General features: G+C 61.0%; 15 protein-coding genes. 13 read left to right on the forward strand and 2 right to left on the reverse strand.

Annotation, left to right across the window (positions count from 1 at the left end):
- The first annotated feature begins 39 nt into the window (after positions 1 to 39).
- Both ACYJP6_RS17520 and ACYJP6_RS17525 read left to right on the forward strand, forming a co-directional pair.
- Positions 40 to 417 carry a response regulator gene (locus ACYJP6_RS17520; protein ID WP_459476331.1) on the forward strand — a complete coding sequence of 126 codons (378 nt, stop codon included), beginning with the start codon at positions 40 to 42 and terminating at the stop codon, positions 415 to 417.
- A 148-nt stretch (positions 418 to 565) separates the two neighbouring features.
- Positions 566 to 964 carry a response regulator gene (locus ACYJP6_RS17525; RefSeq protein ID WP_459476332.1) on the forward strand — a complete coding sequence of 133 codons (399 nt, stop codon included), beginning with the start codon at positions 566 to 568 and terminating at the stop codon, positions 962 to 964.
- A gap of 22 nt (positions 965 to 986) precedes the next feature.
- Here ACYJP6_RS17525 and ACYJP6_RS17530 read toward each other — a convergent pair whose 3' ends face one another.
- Positions 987 to 3,893: a PAS domain-containing protein gene (locus ACYJP6_RS17530; protein WP_459476334.1), complete on the reverse strand. Its 2,907-nt coding sequence runs from the start codon at positions 3,891 to 3,893 to the stop codon at positions 987 to 989.
- A gap of 977 nt (positions 3,894 to 4,870) precedes the next feature.
- Between ACYJP6_RS17530 and ACYJP6_RS17535 the strand changes: the two genes are divergently transcribed.
- Entirely contained in the window at positions 4,871 to 5,182 is a 312-nt protein-coding gene (locus ACYJP6_RS17535) for a hypothetical protein (RefSeq protein WP_459476336.1), read from the forward strand.
- Here ACYJP6_RS17535 and ACYJP6_RS17540 read toward each other — a convergent pair.
- Positions 5,177 to 5,686, reverse strand: a complete 510-nt coding sequence (locus tag ACYJP6_RS17540) for a chemotaxis protein CheD (RefSeq protein WP_459476338.1) — start codon at positions 5,684 to 5,686, stop codon at positions 5,177 to 5,179. The two genes, ACYJP6_RS17535 and ACYJP6_RS17540, sit on opposite strands and share 6 nt — an antisense overlap.
- Before the next feature lie 754 nt (positions 5,687 to 6,440).
- On the opposite strand from ACYJP6_RS17540, the gene ACYJP6_RS17545 reads away from it, so the two are divergent.
- Genes ACYJP6_RS17545 through ACYJP6_RS17590 form a run of 10 tightly spaced genes read left to right on the forward strand, consistent with a single transcriptional unit; the run spans position 6,441 to position 14,617 of the window.
- The gene (locus tag ACYJP6_RS17545) at positions 6,441 to 7,325 is read left to right on the forward strand and encodes a ParA family protein (protein WP_371913859.1); all 885 of its coding nucleotides are present in this window, start codon (positions 6,441 to 6,443) and stop codon (positions 7,323 to 7,325) included.
- The gene (locus tag ACYJP6_RS17550) at positions 7,326 to 8,027 is read left to right on the forward strand and encodes a DUF2786 domain-containing protein (RefSeq protein ID WP_093252687.1); all 702 of its coding nucleotides are present in this window, start codon (positions 7,326 to 7,328) and stop codon (positions 8,025 to 8,027) included.
- On the forward strand, positions 8,024 to 9,436 hold the full coding sequence (gene dnaB, locus ACYJP6_RS17555) for a replicative DNA helicase (RefSeq protein ID WP_459476341.1): 1,413 nt from the start codon (positions 8,024 to 8,026) through the stop codon (positions 9,434 to 9,436). The genes ACYJP6_RS17550 and dnaB overlap by 4 nt, the downstream gene beginning before the upstream one ends.
- Positions 9,433 to 9,864, forward strand: coding sequence for an FYVE zinc finger domain-containing protein (locus ACYJP6_RS17560; protein WP_312380045.1), 432 nt, complete (start codon positions 9,433 to 9,435; stop codon positions 9,862 to 9,864). Before dnaB ends, ACYJP6_RS17560 begins: the two co-directional genes overlap by 4 nt.
- 1 nt (position 9,865) lies before the next feature.
- Positions 9,866 to 10,255 carry a hypothetical protein gene (locus tag ACYJP6_RS17565; RefSeq protein ID WP_459476343.1) on the forward strand — a complete coding sequence of 130 codons (390 nt, stop codon included), beginning with the start codon at positions 9,866 to 9,868 and terminating at the stop codon, positions 10,253 to 10,255.
- Positions 10,252 to 10,491, forward strand: a complete 240-nt coding sequence (locus tag ACYJP6_RS17570) for a hypothetical protein (RefSeq protein ID WP_459476345.1) — start codon at positions 10,252 to 10,254, stop codon at positions 10,489 to 10,491. Before ACYJP6_RS17565 ends, ACYJP6_RS17570 begins: the two co-directional genes overlap by 4 nt.
- On the forward strand, positions 10,488 to 10,766 hold the full coding sequence (locus tag ACYJP6_RS17575; protein ID WP_082066225.1) for an Arc family DNA-binding protein: 279 nt from the start codon (positions 10,488 to 10,490) through the stop codon (positions 10,764 to 10,766). The genes ACYJP6_RS17570 and ACYJP6_RS17575 overlap by 4 nt, the downstream gene beginning before the upstream one ends.
- Complete coding sequence (locus ACYJP6_RS17580) at positions 10,763 to 12,511, forward strand: ParB family protein (protein WP_459476347.1); 1,749 nt, start codon at positions 10,763 to 10,765, stop codon at positions 12,509 to 12,511. The genes ACYJP6_RS17575 and ACYJP6_RS17580 overlap by 4 nt, the downstream gene beginning before the upstream one ends.
- A gap of 37 nt (positions 12,512 to 12,548) precedes the next feature.
- On the forward strand, positions 12,549 to 13,325 hold the full coding sequence (locus tag ACYJP6_RS17585) for an STY4526/YPO1902 family pathogenicity island replication protein (RefSeq protein WP_044340811.1): 777 nt from the start codon (positions 12,549 to 12,551) through the stop codon (positions 13,323 to 13,325).
- The gene (locus ACYJP6_RS17590) at positions 13,322 to 14,617 is read left to right on the forward strand and encodes an STY4528 family pathogenicity island replication protein (protein ID WP_459476349.1); all 1,296 of its coding nucleotides are present in this window, start codon (positions 13,322 to 13,324) and stop codon (positions 14,615 to 14,617) included. Before ACYJP6_RS17585 ends, ACYJP6_RS17590 begins: the two co-directional genes overlap by 4 nt.
- Positions 14,618 to 14,655: the final 38 nt, after the last annotated feature.

A 14,655-nucleotide genomic window follows, 5' to 3' on the forward strand; every position in this document is an offset into this window, starting at 1 on the left:
GACGTATGATGTCAAACTGCTCTTTCGACATGGACGCCCATGACCTGTACGCCCCCGCACATCCTTGTCGTTGAGGACGAGCCTCTGGTACGCGAACTCATATGCGAAGTCCTCACCGATATGGGTGCGGTGGTCACCGACTATGACCGGGCCGATTCGGGTCTCGCGTACCTCGAAGCTCATGCCACCGAAGTGTCACTGATCGTCTCTGACATCCTTATGCCGGGGACGATCAATGGCCATCAGCTGGCCAACATCGTCGCGCTTCGATGGCCTGCGCTTCCGGTGTTGCTGACCTCCGGTTTCTCCGGCGCCCAGACCCATCAACTGCCCGCCAACACGCGTTTCCTGGCCAAACCCTGGTCCTTCCAGCAAGTGGAAGAGGCGGTAAGGGCTCAGCTGCCGATGCGTCGTTAGGTGTCTCGTCGCCGCACTCCTGGCACGCGACGCCTCGCGTCGCGTCGTGCCTTACCAGTCTGTTGGGTGACCATCCTTAGCGTTTAACCTGCGCCCAGACCTGCTCGTCCACCGAAACATCCATTGTCGCAGGCCAAGCCTGCTACCCTTGCTGCCTCCATCCGAGGGCATCCCCCAATTGCTCAATCTGAGTTCCTTCCGCGTGGCCGTGGTAGAAGACGACCCTTTGCTGTGCCAGATCCTGGAAGACGTGCTCCAGGACCGCGGCGCAGACTGCAGGGCTTTTCCCAATGCGGACGACGCCTTGGTTGCCCTGCTCGGCTCCGGACCACCGGATCTGCTGATCACCGACCACCTGGTACCTGGGCAGCTGACCGGCGGCGAGCTGGCCAATCTGCTGATCAGCCGTTGGCCAACCCTGCCGATCATCATCACCACGGGTTACGGCTATGAAATCCAGGCCGATCTCCCAGCCAATGTGGTCTACCTCCAGAAGCCCTGGCTGCCAGAGGCTTTGGAATCCGCGATAGTTCGGGTGCTGCGTTGAGCAGCTGAGGCCAAGGTAGGCGTCAGTTGCCCAGGAGCTTATCGACTCGCGCAGCAAAGGCGTCAACCGAGAAAGGCTTTGCCAGCACTTCCCGGTCCGTCCCGAGCCCCTCATCCTGGAAGGCGTTGTCGGCGTAGCCCGTGATGAAAAGCACCTTCAGCCCCGGACGAATCTCTCTACCCGCATCGGCCAGTTGTCGCCCGTTCATAAGACCCGGCAAGCCGACATCCGTGATCAGCAGATCGACACGCACATCCGCGGCCAGGATCTCCAGCCCGCCCGAGCTCTCGGATGCCTCCAGGGTGGTATAGCCCAGATCCTCCAACATATCTGTCACAAGCATCCTCAGCACGGGCTCGTCTTCCACGACCAGCACCACCTCCCCGTGGCCTTTCGTCTCCGGCTGCCCTGCTTCCCCGCGGCACTCGCCTGGCGCCGATTCGTGTTCGTTGCACCGCGGCACGTACAAGCACAGGGTGGTCCCTTCGCCGAGGGTGGACTCGACCCTGATCAACCCGCCCGATTGCTTGGCGAAACCATAGATCATCGACAGGCCCAGGCCGGTACCCTCTCCGATCGGCTTCGTCGTGAAGAAGGGGTCGAAGATTCGGGCCAGATGCTCGGGCGGGATACCGGTCCCGGTGTCCATCACGCAGAGCGACAGGTAGTCACCCGGCGCGAGGTCCAGATTCTCCGCAGCGGGATCTTCAAAGTGGTGATTGCTGGTCTGGATGGTGATGCGTCCGCCACCCGGCATGGCGTCCCGCGCGTTGATGCACAGATTGAGCAGCGCGTTCTCCAGCTGCGGTGGATCGATACGCGCATGCCAGAGCCCTGGCTCGGCGATGACCACGATGTCGATCTGTGGACCCACCGTGCGACTGATAAGGTCGGTCATATCCGCCACCAGCGCATTGACGTCGGTCGAACGCGGCTCCAGGGTCTGCCGGCGCGAGAACGCTAACAGACGGTGCGTCAAGGCAGCCGCCTTGCTGGAGGCACCCAGTGCCGCGCCGATGTAGCGGTCCAGATCCTTCAACCGGCCCTGGCTGAGCCGCAATCTGAGCAATTCCATGGCTCCGGTAATAGCCGCCAGCAAATTGTTGAAATCGTGCGCCAGACCGCCGGTGAGCTGGCCCACTGCTTCCATCTTCTGGCTCTGCCGCAAGGCGTCCTCAGCAGCGGCCAAGGCGAGCGCCTGCTCCTTGTCTTCGGTGATATCGCGTCCCACCGCAATAATGACGCCCTCCCCGGCCTGTGCGGTCCAGGAGATCCACCGGTAGTCACCGCCCTTGCGGCGATAGCGATTCTCGAACCCAGTGAATCTCATACCGTGCTCAATTACATCTATTGCACCCTGCTCTGTATGAGCGATGTCGTCAGGATGAATAAGGTCGAAAAAGCTCACGTCTATGAGCTCCTCTGGCAACCAGCCTAGGATCTCGCACCAGGCCGGATTCGACCTGATGATGCGCCCTTCAGCGTCGGCTACCAGCATGAGATCGCCAGAGAGCCGCCAGAGTCGATCACGATCGCGGGTTCGGTCAGCCACCTGCACTTCAAGGGCAGCCGCGAACTGCTGAAGCTTCCGCTTGGCCCGACGCCTGCCGGTAGCCGCCTGCGTCAGTGCAGCCACGTCCGCGATGAAGTCCAGCTCCTCCGCCGACCAGAGCCGCGGCCGATCACTGTTGACGAAAAACACCGCCTCCAACTGGCCATCTTCAAAAAGGGGAACATTGACCAACGCGTGGGTGGCGAATGCGGCAAAGGTCGAGGCACCCTTCTGGCTTTGAGGATCATGGGCGATATCGTTGACCACAATGGTCTTGCCATCGCGCAAACCGGTTAGGGCGTTGCCGTAGCTGCTCAGCCAATGTAGACCGGTACCGGAGGGGAAACCTGGGGTGGTCCAGTCACGCTCAATGACCAGCGTCTCTCCACCTGGCTGGATGACCCCGTAGCCGACGCGGCTCGCCCCCAAGGTTCGCCCGGTAATCTCCGCGGCGAGGTAGGCGATGTCGGCAGCGCGCTCGAAGTCGTGCTGCCGGGCACTCAGCTCGATCAGCGCGGCGCGCTGCGCGTCTCGGTTCTTCCGTGCGGTGATATCGGAAAACAGCACGGCAACCTGGTTGGGTGCCTGGGGCCCCAGCGGATAGGCATAAACGTCGTAGTGCCGGTCGTTGAGCGACCTGGCCCGGTGCTCGAAATGCACGGCCTTGCCGGTGGCCAACATCTCGGCGTACCGCTCGGTCCAGGGAGACTCCTGATCGGGCGCGAGGTCACCCATCCAGTGCCCGGTGATATCGGTCAGGCCGGTGATCTCGCCGAATGCCTTGTTGACCTGGAGAAAGCGATAGTCCGCCGGTGCGCCCTGGTCGTCACAGCGGACTTCTACAATGCAGAAACCTATGGCGATAGCGTTGTACAGCTTCCGGTAGTTCGCCTCCTGCTCAGCCACCGCCAGCTCGTTCAGCTTGGCCTGGGTGATATCGCGCGATACGGACAGTAGCCGCCGAGGCTGACCGACCTCATCAAGGATGGGCGTGACCTGCACATCCCACCATTTCGTGTTGCCCTTGAAGGTCTTGGCCTCGCCCTGAAAGCGCCCCATCCGCCCATCACGGGCTGCCCGCAGCGCCCTCTTCGCCTCCTCATGCCCTTCGCCCTCCCAGAAATTGGGCCAGGGGCATCCCTTGATCTCATTGAAGTCGCTGACCTCCATCACCGCCTGGCCACCCTCGTTCATGTAGGCCAGCCGACCCTCGAGATCGAGGACCTTGATGCAGTCCGCGGACGCGGCCAGGATGCTGCGCAGAAAGGCCGAATCCGCCTTGTAGCGCTCGACGGATTCCAGCTCGCGGCGCAGGCGCTCATTCTCTTCGGTAAGCGCGATAATGGTTTTCGCGGAGGTGTCGGTTCGGATAATCATGAAGGAGGCACAGGGAGGGAAAGGGCGTGGCGCGGATTATCAGGTAGGAGCCTGTTCGCCACCTGAATCAGACGACAGATGGCATTTCTGTCATACGAAAGGAGAAGGCCCGCGCCACCTGCTCATCCACTGGCCGCTCCTGGCCTGGACGTTCGGCTGGCGATCCGATGATTTAAAGGCAGCGAATCACAGCCTGTCGGAACAGGCATTTCCGGCCCTGAAGGGCTTTCCCTCCTTTCAAGAGCGACCGGAAAGGCGCCTTGCCATCGACGAATAGAAATTGCTACGCAGGTACTGCAGGCCCTGGCGGCTACAGAACCGGCAAAGGCCATAGGAGCGGCGCTGGGCTCTCCCATCGGTCATGACGGCTTGGGCATCAACTAACCGGTACCAGCGGCACTGAAATGGCTGCCTTGACAGCGGACCGCCGTGGTTGCCGCGCTGGTCCGGGTCTGGTTCAAGACACGCGGACCCATTGTGGGTAGCAGTGTGCGACGGCAACCAGACTGCCCTGGCGGACTTCATCGAGGGCCGCCTGCCCGTGGGCATTTGGGCGTTCGGCGAGGACGTAAGTCCAGCACCTCTACCTGGAGGCTCGCAACACCAGGCTGCCGCCTGCCCTCCTCCCCCAGTCATCGTCCCGGTGCTGCCCAGGGGCCGAGCCCGCTCTGGTACTGCTACCACGCGAGAGGCTACTGCGTCTGCCGGTGATCCTTGCGACCGTTTCCCTCAAGAAGCAGCTGGGCCTTGACCATCCAAGGCTGCCTTCCCTGGCGACTCCAGCTACGTCCGCCGGTGGGGCTGGTCATGGGATTTTGTCTGATCCAACTTCTTCCCGGATAATCCCGTGACGATCATGTGGTGAACCAGCAGATAAATCGCCAGACCCAAGGTACCGAAGAGCAGCATAAGACCGAGCTTTTCGTGTGCGAACATCGGGGACACCTCCGCAACGGACGGGAAAAACTGGACTGCCTATGTTTGTAATTAAACAAACAATCTTGAGCCTAGTCCTCGATCCCAAAAAAGCAAATGCGGCTATCGCCGGCCGGCACCGGACTGCCAAGCACCCAGAATGGAATGCACAGGGCTTTGCAAGAAGGTATCGCGCTCTACTGCAGGTCGCGCTGAGCACCCCGCTCAATACCAAGGCAAGGGCAAGCGGCGAAAAGCCTGGCTACCACGAAGACCGCCAGCTTGCTGAAGGCGGAAGGTACGGCAGCGAGCGGCTGGGTTTCACCAAGCCCTGGCGCCCCGACAACCTCCCACCTGAGAAGCTGCCGTTATAGGGCCATCTTTTCTTGCGGCGTGACTTGGGCGAGCTCCACCTGCCGCACCAGTACCTGACCGTCGGTGAGGTCCAGGGACAGGGTGCGATGACCGGCGCCGCGAAGGTGAGTACGGACGGGGTGGAGACCCTGTTGGGCCAGCTGCGCCAACGCCACGTCGACATTGACGTCACCAATACTCCTGACCCGCCCGCGCAGAATCTGGGGAAACATGTTGCCGCCCCCATAGACGTGGACCTGGTAGCCAGGAAGGTCACCGCCATGGCGGGCAACCGCACCTAGCATGAGTCTCAGGAATTCATCGACGTATTGCCCGTGGGCAGCGGTGCCGAGGGCAGCCCGCTGGCGCGTGGGCAGCAAGGCATGGGTCACGCCACCAAGGCGCCGGCGCGGATGCCAGAAGACGAAGGCCACACAGGAGCCCAGGATGGTACGGATCCGCACCTCACCCCTGCCGAAGCACCACTCACCCGGACGCAGGAAAAGCTCCGCCACGGCAGCCATGGCTAGAACGCCCGTGAATGGATAGGGAGAACGGCCCGCGCCAGGGCGTCAGTCCACCCACCAGCAGTCGGCTCATCGCCATAGGTGTCGTTGCTGGCTCGCAGCCCCCCCCCACCCTCTGGCGCCCCATCACTAGCCTGTCGCTCATTCGTAGCACTCATTCCAAAATCTAAAAGGAATTACATAAATTATTATCGAAACAACTATTTTGTTATGACTTGCCGTCAGCCGCGGGGGCCGGGCCAAGGCGCAGTCCAAGGGACCAGTCATTACCGTTGGAATCGACGCTCGAGGCGCCATCCGCTCAGTGCCAGCATAGAGGGCTTCAACGATCCCAACAGTCATCAAAGCTAATGGAGACGATAGCTTTCGCAGAGCTGGCCGGTAGATCCCCGGCTACCTGGTGGCAAGGTCGACCCCGGAGGTTCTTGAGTCCGTCGACTGACGTGATCGGCGACCCACTCAACTGGTGCTGGACCTCCAGACCGCGAACGCGAGGGGCCCAAGACGATAAGCCACGAAACCGCCGCCTCTCGGCAGACGAGAAGTACACCGTGCAGGGGTAGCTGGTGCCTTGGACGATCAAAATTCCAAGGCTCAGAAACGCAAAAACCCTCCTTGCGGAGGGTTCCTGGTGAAGATGGTGGGTCGTGTGGGATTCGAACCTACGACCAATTGGTTAAAAGCCAATTGCTTTTGATCCACCGCTACACCCAGGCGCGACGCACCTCTCAGCGAAAACAAGCGGCCTCTAATGAACCCATTAGAGGCTGCAAATTTGAAAACTACATCCAAGATTTCTGGCAAGGGTGGCACCGGAAAAACAACGTCGGTAGCCAACCTAGGCGCGTTCTGTGCCGATGCAGGGCTGCGCACCCTACTGATCGATCTGGATCCTGTCCAGCCTTCCCTCTCGTCCTACTACGACCTCATAGAGCCCGCCTCCTGCGGCGTCTTCGAGCTGATCGCCAGCAACGAGACACGCCTCGACCGCATCGTCTCCAAGACGAATATCCATAACCTGTCGCTGATCTATTCCAACGATCCGCACAACCACCTGATCAACCTCCTCCTGCAGGCGCCTGATGGCCGGCTTCGCCTGGCTCATCTCAAGGACATCTTCCAGGACGACTTCGACCTGGTGCTGATCGATACACAGGGCGCCCGTACCGTTCTCCTCGAGATGGTGATGCTCGCTTCGGATCTCGCCGTCTCCCCCCTCCCCCCCGAAATGCTGTCTGCCCGCGAATTCAACCGCGGCACTCTCCAGATGTTGGAGGGACTTCGGCCCTACGCTCGCCTTGGGCTGCCGATACCGCCCATCAAGGCCGTCGTGAACGGCCTTGATCTCACCTCAGACGCTCGCCAGCTGGATGCGACGATCCGCCAGACCTTCAGAGATCATCCCGACATTCAGGTAACGAGCACCATCATTCCTAAGGCGGTCGTCTACCGAGAGTCCGCGACCCGTGGTATCCCAGCTCACCGTCTTGAATACCGCCAACCCTCGGATCGTAAGGCTCCTGCGGCCCTGCAGGTCATACGTGACCTCGCCATCGAACTCTTCCCTGAGTGGACTGATCGCTTCACGGCCCTAGACGAAGCTGCCGTGCATGCCCTGGTGAAAGAGGGCAAGTGAATGGATGCCAACAAGCAGAAGATCCTGGAGCGGGTTGCCAAATGCTTCGCTCTAGCCAAGGACGCCGGCGCCGCGCCGAACGAAGCTGAAATCGCGCTGCGTCAAGCGCGCAAGCTCATGCAGCAGCACAACCTCATGGACGCTGACGTCCAGGCGGTGCTGGCCAGCGAGTCAGTCGTTGCCACCGGCACCCGCAAAGCGCCCGCCCATTGGCTTCACCAGCTTGCACTGGTGTGCGCCCAGGCATTCGATTGCGACCCCCTGGCCTTTCGCGATCAGCGCCTGGGCTGGGCTTTCAAGTTCGTCGGTATTGGTGTCGGGCCTGAGATGGCCAGCTACGCCTATTCCGCGCTCCACCAGCAGCTCCTGGCCGCGCGCAAGGTCTTCGTCCGCAGCCAAACGCGCTGCAAGCTGGCCACAAAACGCCGTCGTGGCCAGGTCTTCGCCGAAGGCTGGATCGAAGCGGTCAGCTTCAAGGTCCACCAGTTTGCCAAAGGCAAGCCAGATGAGACCCAGCGCGTCATCGATGCCTACCTGGCCGTTCACCATCCGGACCTGACCACCGTGGAGCTTGAGCACCTGGAGGCCAAAGGCCACGATGTGCGAGCGCGCTATCAGGGCTACGAGCTGGGGACTCAAGCACAGCTCCACCGCGGCGTTGGCCAGCGCGGCGACCAAGTTGCGCTGGGAGGTCGGCCATGAGCGTCGTTCAGCTCCTGGAAGCCCCCGCCCACGATCACTCCGTGCATGTCTCAGACGCTGAGCGCGTAGCGGCCGGCTTGGTCCCACCTCACTCTCAAGAAGCCGAGCAGTCCGTCCTGGGCGGACTGATGCTCGACAACAGCACCTGGGACCTGATCGCTGACGTCCTACTGGAAGAAGACTTCTTCTTCCGGCACCACCAGCTCATATTTCGGAGAATCGGCCTGCTCGCCTCACAGTCGCGGCCCTTCGATGTCGTGACTCTTGCCGAGGTGATGCCCGACATCGACGAGGTAGGCGGCCTTGCCTATCTGGGGACCTTGGCCAAGGACACCCCCTCGGTGGCCAACATTGTCGCCTACGCGGAGATCGTCGCCCAGCGCGCGCATCTGCGCCGCCTGATCCTGCTGGGCTTTGCCAGCAGCCGCGAGGCGTCAGCACCAGGTGCCAATGCCGCCGAAGTGCAGGAGCAGACAGAGCAGCGGCTGTTCGCGCTTGGCCAAGACCGCAAGGGCGCCGAGTTCTGCAACGTCACGGCAACGTTGAGCAAGCTCATCGACACCATTGACGAGCGCTTCAACAACCCTATGCCGGTGACGGGCGTTCCTTCAGGTCTTACCGACCTCGATACCCTCACATCGGGGTGGCAGGACACCGACCTGATTATCGTCGGTGCCCGCCCGGCTATGGGCAAGACCGCCTTCTTGCTCAACTGCATCACCAAAGCGCTCCACCATGCGCTTGGCAAATCGGTACAGGTCTACAGCCTGGAGATGCCGGCTGAACAGCTAATGCTGAGGCTAGTGGCGATCATCGGCCACATTGATGCCACGAAGCTCAAGCTTGGGCAGTTGGAGGATGAGGACTGGCCGAAGCTGAATATGGCCGTCAACACCATCAACGGCTTTGGCGATCGCCTGGTCATCGACGACCAAGCTGGCCTATCCCCCACGATGCTGCGCGCCAGAGCCCGTCGCGCCGCGCGCCGTTTCGGCCCGCCAGCCCTGATCCTGGTCGACTACCTGCAGCTAATGCGCTGCGAAGGCCAGGAGAACCGCGCGAACGAGATCGCCGAGATCTCTCGCTCGCTCAAGGCGCTCGCCAAAGAGATGAAGTGCCCTGTCATCGCGCTATCCCAGCTCAACCGGGGACTGGAGTCCCGGCCGAACAAGCGGCCAGGCCTTGCCGATCTGCGTGAGTCCGGCGCCATCGAGCAGGACGCGGACGTGATCATGTTCCTGTACCGCGACGAGTACTACCACCCGGAAACTGAGTTCAAGGGCATCGCTGAGCTGATCGTTGGCAAACACCGCAACGGCGAAGTCGGCACGGTCCGCGCCGCCTTCATCGCCAAGCAGACGCGCTTCGAGAACCTGAGCGCGCAAGCCTGGAAGGAGATGAATGCATGAATCTCCTGACCGATGCCCTCGTGCCCGCTACCGATGAGGCCCAACCCTCTTCCCTGCCCTTCCCCTCGATCGATCGCCGGCGGGAGCCGGCAAGGAGCTGCTCGATGAGCCCGCAAGCTATGTTGTCTGGGGTTACTCACCAGTGCCGCAACTGCGGCCATCATCTGTGCCGTCGCCCCCTTACTGCTGACGAATTCATAGTCTGCAGCGTCTGCCATTCGCTGGATGTGGAGCCCCTGCAGCTCGTCGAGCAGCCGGCACCTGGTCCGTTCCACGACACTACTGTCGTCTTCCGCGTCGCCGGTTCCCGCAATGACGCGGCAGGGCTGATCAAGACCCTGGATCTGCTGTTCAAGGACGACGGTCTGGCCGAGATCGTCGCCATCCAGTCGGGCAACCAGCTCCAGCAACGGGCGGGAGGCCAATGACATGCTTCCCTATCACACCCCTGAACAGGATCTCCCCTCTCATACCGGTCGCGAACGTGAGCGGCAAAGACTGAATGCAGCGCTGAACGATTTCCTGGCCAATGGTGGCCAGGTCGTCGAAGTGAAGCCGACCGAGCGCGCCGCCGGTGGCCCGAGTTTCGTCATCAGCGCGCAGCGCGAGGAGCTGCGCCTGCTGGCCGAGGCGAAGCCGGCAACCGAAGTTTCCGATGAGAACCTGGTACAGCTCCTGCGAGCCCGCGCCTTGCTCGGGGACACCCTACGCACAGCGTCCAAGCGCCTACAGCAGCCCCTGGAGCGTTGTCATGCCCTTGCCCGGGCGCATCGCCTGCCTTTCAAAGTGGGGTACGTGAAAGGGGGTAGCCGCATATGACGACGCCCGCCCATGCGCTACGTGGTGCCAACAAGAACCTGCAGGACCTGGTGGCGTTCGCTCTGGACGAGGGCTGGATCGTCGCCCGTACCAAGGGCGGCCACGTCAAGTTCTTGAAAGTCGGCTACTGCCCCATTTTCACATCTTTCACGCCCAGCGATCGCCGCGCCGGCCTCAATGCCCGCGCCCTGCTGCGCCGTGCCCAGACTATGAACGAATTGGACCAGACCCTATGACTACCGCAACCAAGCGCAAGCCATCCGTACGGAAATCTGCAACAGAGGATGAGAAGTTCGTCGTTCGCTTTCCCAAGGGACTCCGTCCTCAGATCGCCGAGGCCGCCAAGCAGGCTCATCGTTCGATGAACGCCGAGATCATCAGCCGCATGGGCCGCACGCTCGAGCTAGAAGATGAGGTCTTTCGCCTGCAGCGCGTCATCGACCAACTGCTGGCCGCCAATGATGAGCCCACCCGGCCGGTGAGTCGTGCTGCTCAGGAGATCCACGCATGAGCAAGCCCACCAACGAAGCAGTCACTCAACGTCTGTTGGCCGGCGGCTTTGCCGGATCAAACGCTCCTGTCGCGCGTCTGGCAGATCCGATCAAGGAAACGCCCATGGTTCTGACGCTGGACGAACTGGCGCCCTATAACCGCAACCCCCGAACCACCCGAAACCCGCAGCACGATGAGATCAAAGCATCCATCCAGGCTAGGGGATTGGACACACCTCCCCCCGTGACCAGACGGCCTGGTGAAGAGCACTTCATTATTCGAACCGGCGGCAACACCCGCCTGGCCATCCTCAATGAACTCTGGAAGGAAACCAGGGACGAGCGCTACTACCGCATCCATTGCCTGTTCCGTCCTTGGACAGACCGTGGCGAGATCGTCTCACTGACCGGGCACCTTGCTGAGAATGATTTGCGTGGCAACCTGATGTTCATCGAGCGCGCTGTCAGCATTGACGCAGCGCGAGAGCTCTATGCCCAGGAGGCAGGGAAGGACATCTCCCAACGTGAGTTAGCGCGACTGCTGAAGGAAGACGGTTACTCGATCTCCAACTCCCATATCAGCCGTATGCAGGAGACGCTCCGCACTCTACTGCCGGCAATCCCTGGGCTGCTTTATTCAGGGCTGGGTAAGCCGCAAATTGAGAAGCTGCTTAATTTGCGCAGTGCTGCTCTCAAAGCTTGGATCAGCTTTAACGGTCATGAAGCTGACTTCGAGATGCTCTACCAGGATGTCCTCAACAGCTTCGACGGCCCCACTGACAACTTCGTATTCGAGACCATCCAGGACGAACTGATCGGTCAAATCCGAAGGACTCAAAATGTCGGCTATGAGGAAGTTCTCAAGGCAGTTCTGGACCATCAGGACAGCAGCCGCCGCTCGCAGCTTGTGGGTGTTCAGGTACCTGACGGTCAAGCTCCGCAGATTCCTGCAACCGGTGTCATACCTCCAGCCCCTGGCAACAGTCCCACGCTGGAACAGCCGCCAGTAACGTCCAGCAAGCAGAAGCAGGGAGCTGCCTCCCCTTCCAAACCACCGTCACTACCTGAGCGTACCGGTGGCTCCGGCGCAGTCGACACCACTCCGCCACAGCACACTCCGCCGGATCCCGAGCAGCTCTCCGAACAGGAGCGTGCCGCTCGCCTGAACGGTCACATCGTCACGCCCGATGGCATCGGCCAGAAGGTAAGGGACGTTCAGCGCCGCATCGCGGCCGAGCACGGCGAGACCCTGCCTGACTTCAACAGTGACGCTCTACGCGCGATCCCTGTCCAGGCCGGCGGCCTGCATGCCATCTCGGATGTCTGGTACATCGAGCGCAACACTGATACCGCTGAGGAGTTGCGTAAGGTCCTGCGAGCGCTGGTCTTCGAAATTGCCCAGCTTTGCGACGTTCCTGGAGAGCTGCTCAAGCCCACCGATTTCGCACTCGGCTTCACGCTTTCTACCCCTCAGTCAGAGCTGACCGCACGCGGAAAAACGTCTTGGCAATTCCTGCAGTCCTTGACGGGCATGTACAGCTACGTGGTGTCGCGTGATCCCGAGACTGCCGAGGAGCTGAAGGCAAGCATTGCGGAAGAGAACGCGACGTTTGCCCTCAACCTGGGCCAGTTGCTCCTCGGCGATCCCCTTTTCGATAGCAAGCCAGCCAGCACCGAAGGCCGCATGACCGATGCCGCCGTCGTGAAGCTGTTCCGGGTAATCCGTCTCGCCCGCCGGCTGATCGAACTCGAGGCCGGGCAGTAGCCCGGTCACCTTCTGGACCTGCATTAGGAAGTCGCATATGTCCACGAAGTACAACCCCATGAACCAGGCGCTGATGGATCTGATCCTCCATCACCTGCGCAACGGTCAGGTCCAGCGCTGCCTAGATATTGGCCTGGACGTTGAAGTCTTGAACCTGCTACGTCAGCCGCAGGCTCACAGCATCCTGAAAAATGCCCCTGCGCGTTGGTGCAAAATCCAGATCGATCTCGACATGGTCAAGAAGCTTTTGGAGAACTGCGAACGCGATGAGCGCGAGACCCGCCTTGTACATCGCGCCATCCAGCTGGGTGCCACCAACGGCATGATCCGCGAGTTCTTCGGCATGGCCCCCAGCGAGATCAGCGTGGTGCGCCAGCTCCTGAACGTCCCCGGCCGATCCGGCCGGGTGGCAGGGCTTAACGATACCGATCAGGTCTGGTATCGCTTTCTCGACCTGATGAGCGCTCATGAGGTGGATCACAAGGACGCCATCGCCCTGCTCGACATCTGCATGATGATCACTGAAGAGCTCAACGGTCCATTCGAGTCCATTAAGGACAAGCACGACCAGATCACCCTCGGCCTCATCTGGAATCTCGTACAGACCTGGCTCAACGAAGGCCTATACCCGCCCAAGATCGCCCGGGCGCCGCTCTTGCTGATTTCTGACGCCCGTAAGCGGCGAGATCGGCAACTCGGTGATGAGCAGGCCGTCGGCAATGCTCTGCCCCAGGCGCAAGAACAGGATCAGTCCGCTGCCCTTGGGCAAATGAGCTTGATCGAACTGGATTCGGCAGAAGGCGACAATAGGTGAAAACCACTGCTCCACGTGGCTCCCATCTACTCGGTCGCGCCCTGGACGTTGCAGCGTCACACCTGAACGTCCATGTCCAAGCCCAGCGCGACTACAAACAAAAAACCGGCGAAGACCTACCGAAGGAATTCGCCGGCATCGTCTTCAGTGGTAACCCTCACGAAACCGTTCCTCGCCGACTGCTGCTCGATGATCGGCTCTCGCCCCTAGAGCGCAATGCCTGGCAGGTGTTTCGCCTGCTCATGAACGGTGATGGGGTTACTGCGTTCCCGACCTACGATCAGCTGCGCCCCTACCTGGGCAACAACCCAGGCCGTCCTGCTTCGCGTGAGACCGTGGCCAAGGCATTGACCGTACTGCGCCTGACTCGCTGGCTGAGCCTTGGCCGCCGTGTTCGCGACGCGATTACCGGCCAGGTCCAGGGCAATATCTACATTCTGCACGACGAGCCCGTGGCCTACTCCGAGGCCATCCAACTCGATCACGACTTTCTGCCACTCGTGGCTAATGGTCTCGAGCACACCAACACCTCAGTCCGCGAGATCGCCGGCCTGACCTTTGACGAGATGCTGGTCAGCGAGACCCAGGACCTGCCCACTCGAGTGGAGGTATTCAGAGAGCGCTTTCGTGCCCAGGGGCTCGAAGATCCGGCACGTGCAGCGACACCTCCCGCAGAGTTCGGATTCCGAACGCCGGTCTTGGCAGCTATGAATCACCTGAGTTCGGATTCCGAACTCAGTCAAAAAAGCACTGTTGATCAGGTCTTGAGCCTCAGTTCGGATTCCGAACTGAGTGCAAATCAGGGGGTTTCACCCTTAGTTCGGAATCCGAACTCATCTAGTACGTATACGAATACAAATACTGATGTATCTAAAAGCTCTGTACTGCGCGAGCAGGCAGACGTGGACCTTGTGTGGCCGAGTGCCTATCAGCGGATGACCTGGGAGCAGCAGCAGCGGGCGCAACTCGCAATCCTGGCTGTTCGCTCTGACATCCGGGCGCCCCTGGTCAAGCAATGGGGCGTTCGCTGCGCCTCGGGCGGGGTAGAGAAGCCCTTTGGCTACCTGATGAAACTCATCCAGAAGGCCCAGACCGGTGACTTCAACGCCGATTGGCAGCCAACCGCAGTTCAATCCGCCGCTCCAGCCATGCCAACCCAGGCCCCTTCGGCGCCAACAATTCCGCGTTTTGAGCCAGCCCCTGTCCAGCCAAGGGCTGTTGCCGATGCTCAGACTGGCCGTGATGCCCTGAAAGGCCTAAGGAAGCTGATGGGGCGTGGAGGCGTTGAATGATTAATGATCATCTGATCCGCAAAACCCTCACCTCGACG

The sequence above is a fragment of the Pseudomonas sp. No.117 genome, from assembly GCF_054558395.1.

Coding starts and splice junctions, on each gene's coding strand:
- ACYJP6_RS17530 (WP_459476334.1), bottom strand. CDS start 3,893: ATGATTATCCGAACCGACACCTCCGCGAAAACCATTATCGCGCTTACC.
- ACYJP6_RS17570 (WP_459476345.1), top strand. CDS start 10,252: ATGACGACGCCCGCCCATGCGCTACGTGGTGCCAACAAGAACCTGCAG.
- ACYJP6_RS17580 (WP_459476347.1), top strand. CDS start 10,763: ATGAGCAAGCCCACCAACGAAGCAGTCACTCAACGTCTGTTGGCCGGC.
- ACYJP6_RS17585 (WP_044340811.1), top strand. CDS start 12,549: ATGTCCACGAAGTACAACCCCATGAACCAGGCGCTGATGGATCTGATC.
- dnaB (WP_459476341.1), top strand. CDS start 8,024: ATGAGCGTCGTTCAGCTCCTGGAAGCCCCCGCCCACGATCACTCCGTG.
- ACYJP6_RS17520 (WP_459476331.1), top strand. CDS start 40: ATGACCTGTACGCCCCCGCACATCCTTGTCGTTGAGGACGAGCCTCTG.
- ACYJP6_RS17550 (WP_093252687.1), top strand. CDS start 7,326: ATGGATGCCAACAAGCAGAAGATCCTGGAGCGGGTTGCCAAATGCTTC.
- ACYJP6_RS17540 (WP_459476338.1), bottom strand. CDS start 5,686: ATGGCTGCCGTGGCGGAGCTTTTCCTGCGTCCGGGTGAGTGGTGCTTC.
- ACYJP6_RS17535 (WP_459476336.1), top strand. CDS start 4,871: ATGTTTGTAATTAAACAAACAATCTTGAGCCTAGTCCTCGATCCCAAA.
- ACYJP6_RS17545 (WP_371913859.1), top strand. CDS start 6,441: ATGAACCCATTAGAGGCTGCAAATTTGAAAACTACATCCAAGATTTCT.
- ACYJP6_RS17575 (WP_082066225.1), top strand. CDS start 10,488: ATGACTACCGCAACCAAGCGCAAGCCATCCGTACGGAAATCTGCAACA.
- ACYJP6_RS17560 (WP_312380045.1), top strand. CDS start 9,433: ATGAATCTCCTGACCGATGCCCTCGTGCCCGCTACCGATGAGGCCCAA.
- ACYJP6_RS17565 (WP_459476343.1), top strand. CDS start 9,866: ATGCTTCCCTATCACACCCCTGAACAGGATCTCCCCTCTCATACCGGT.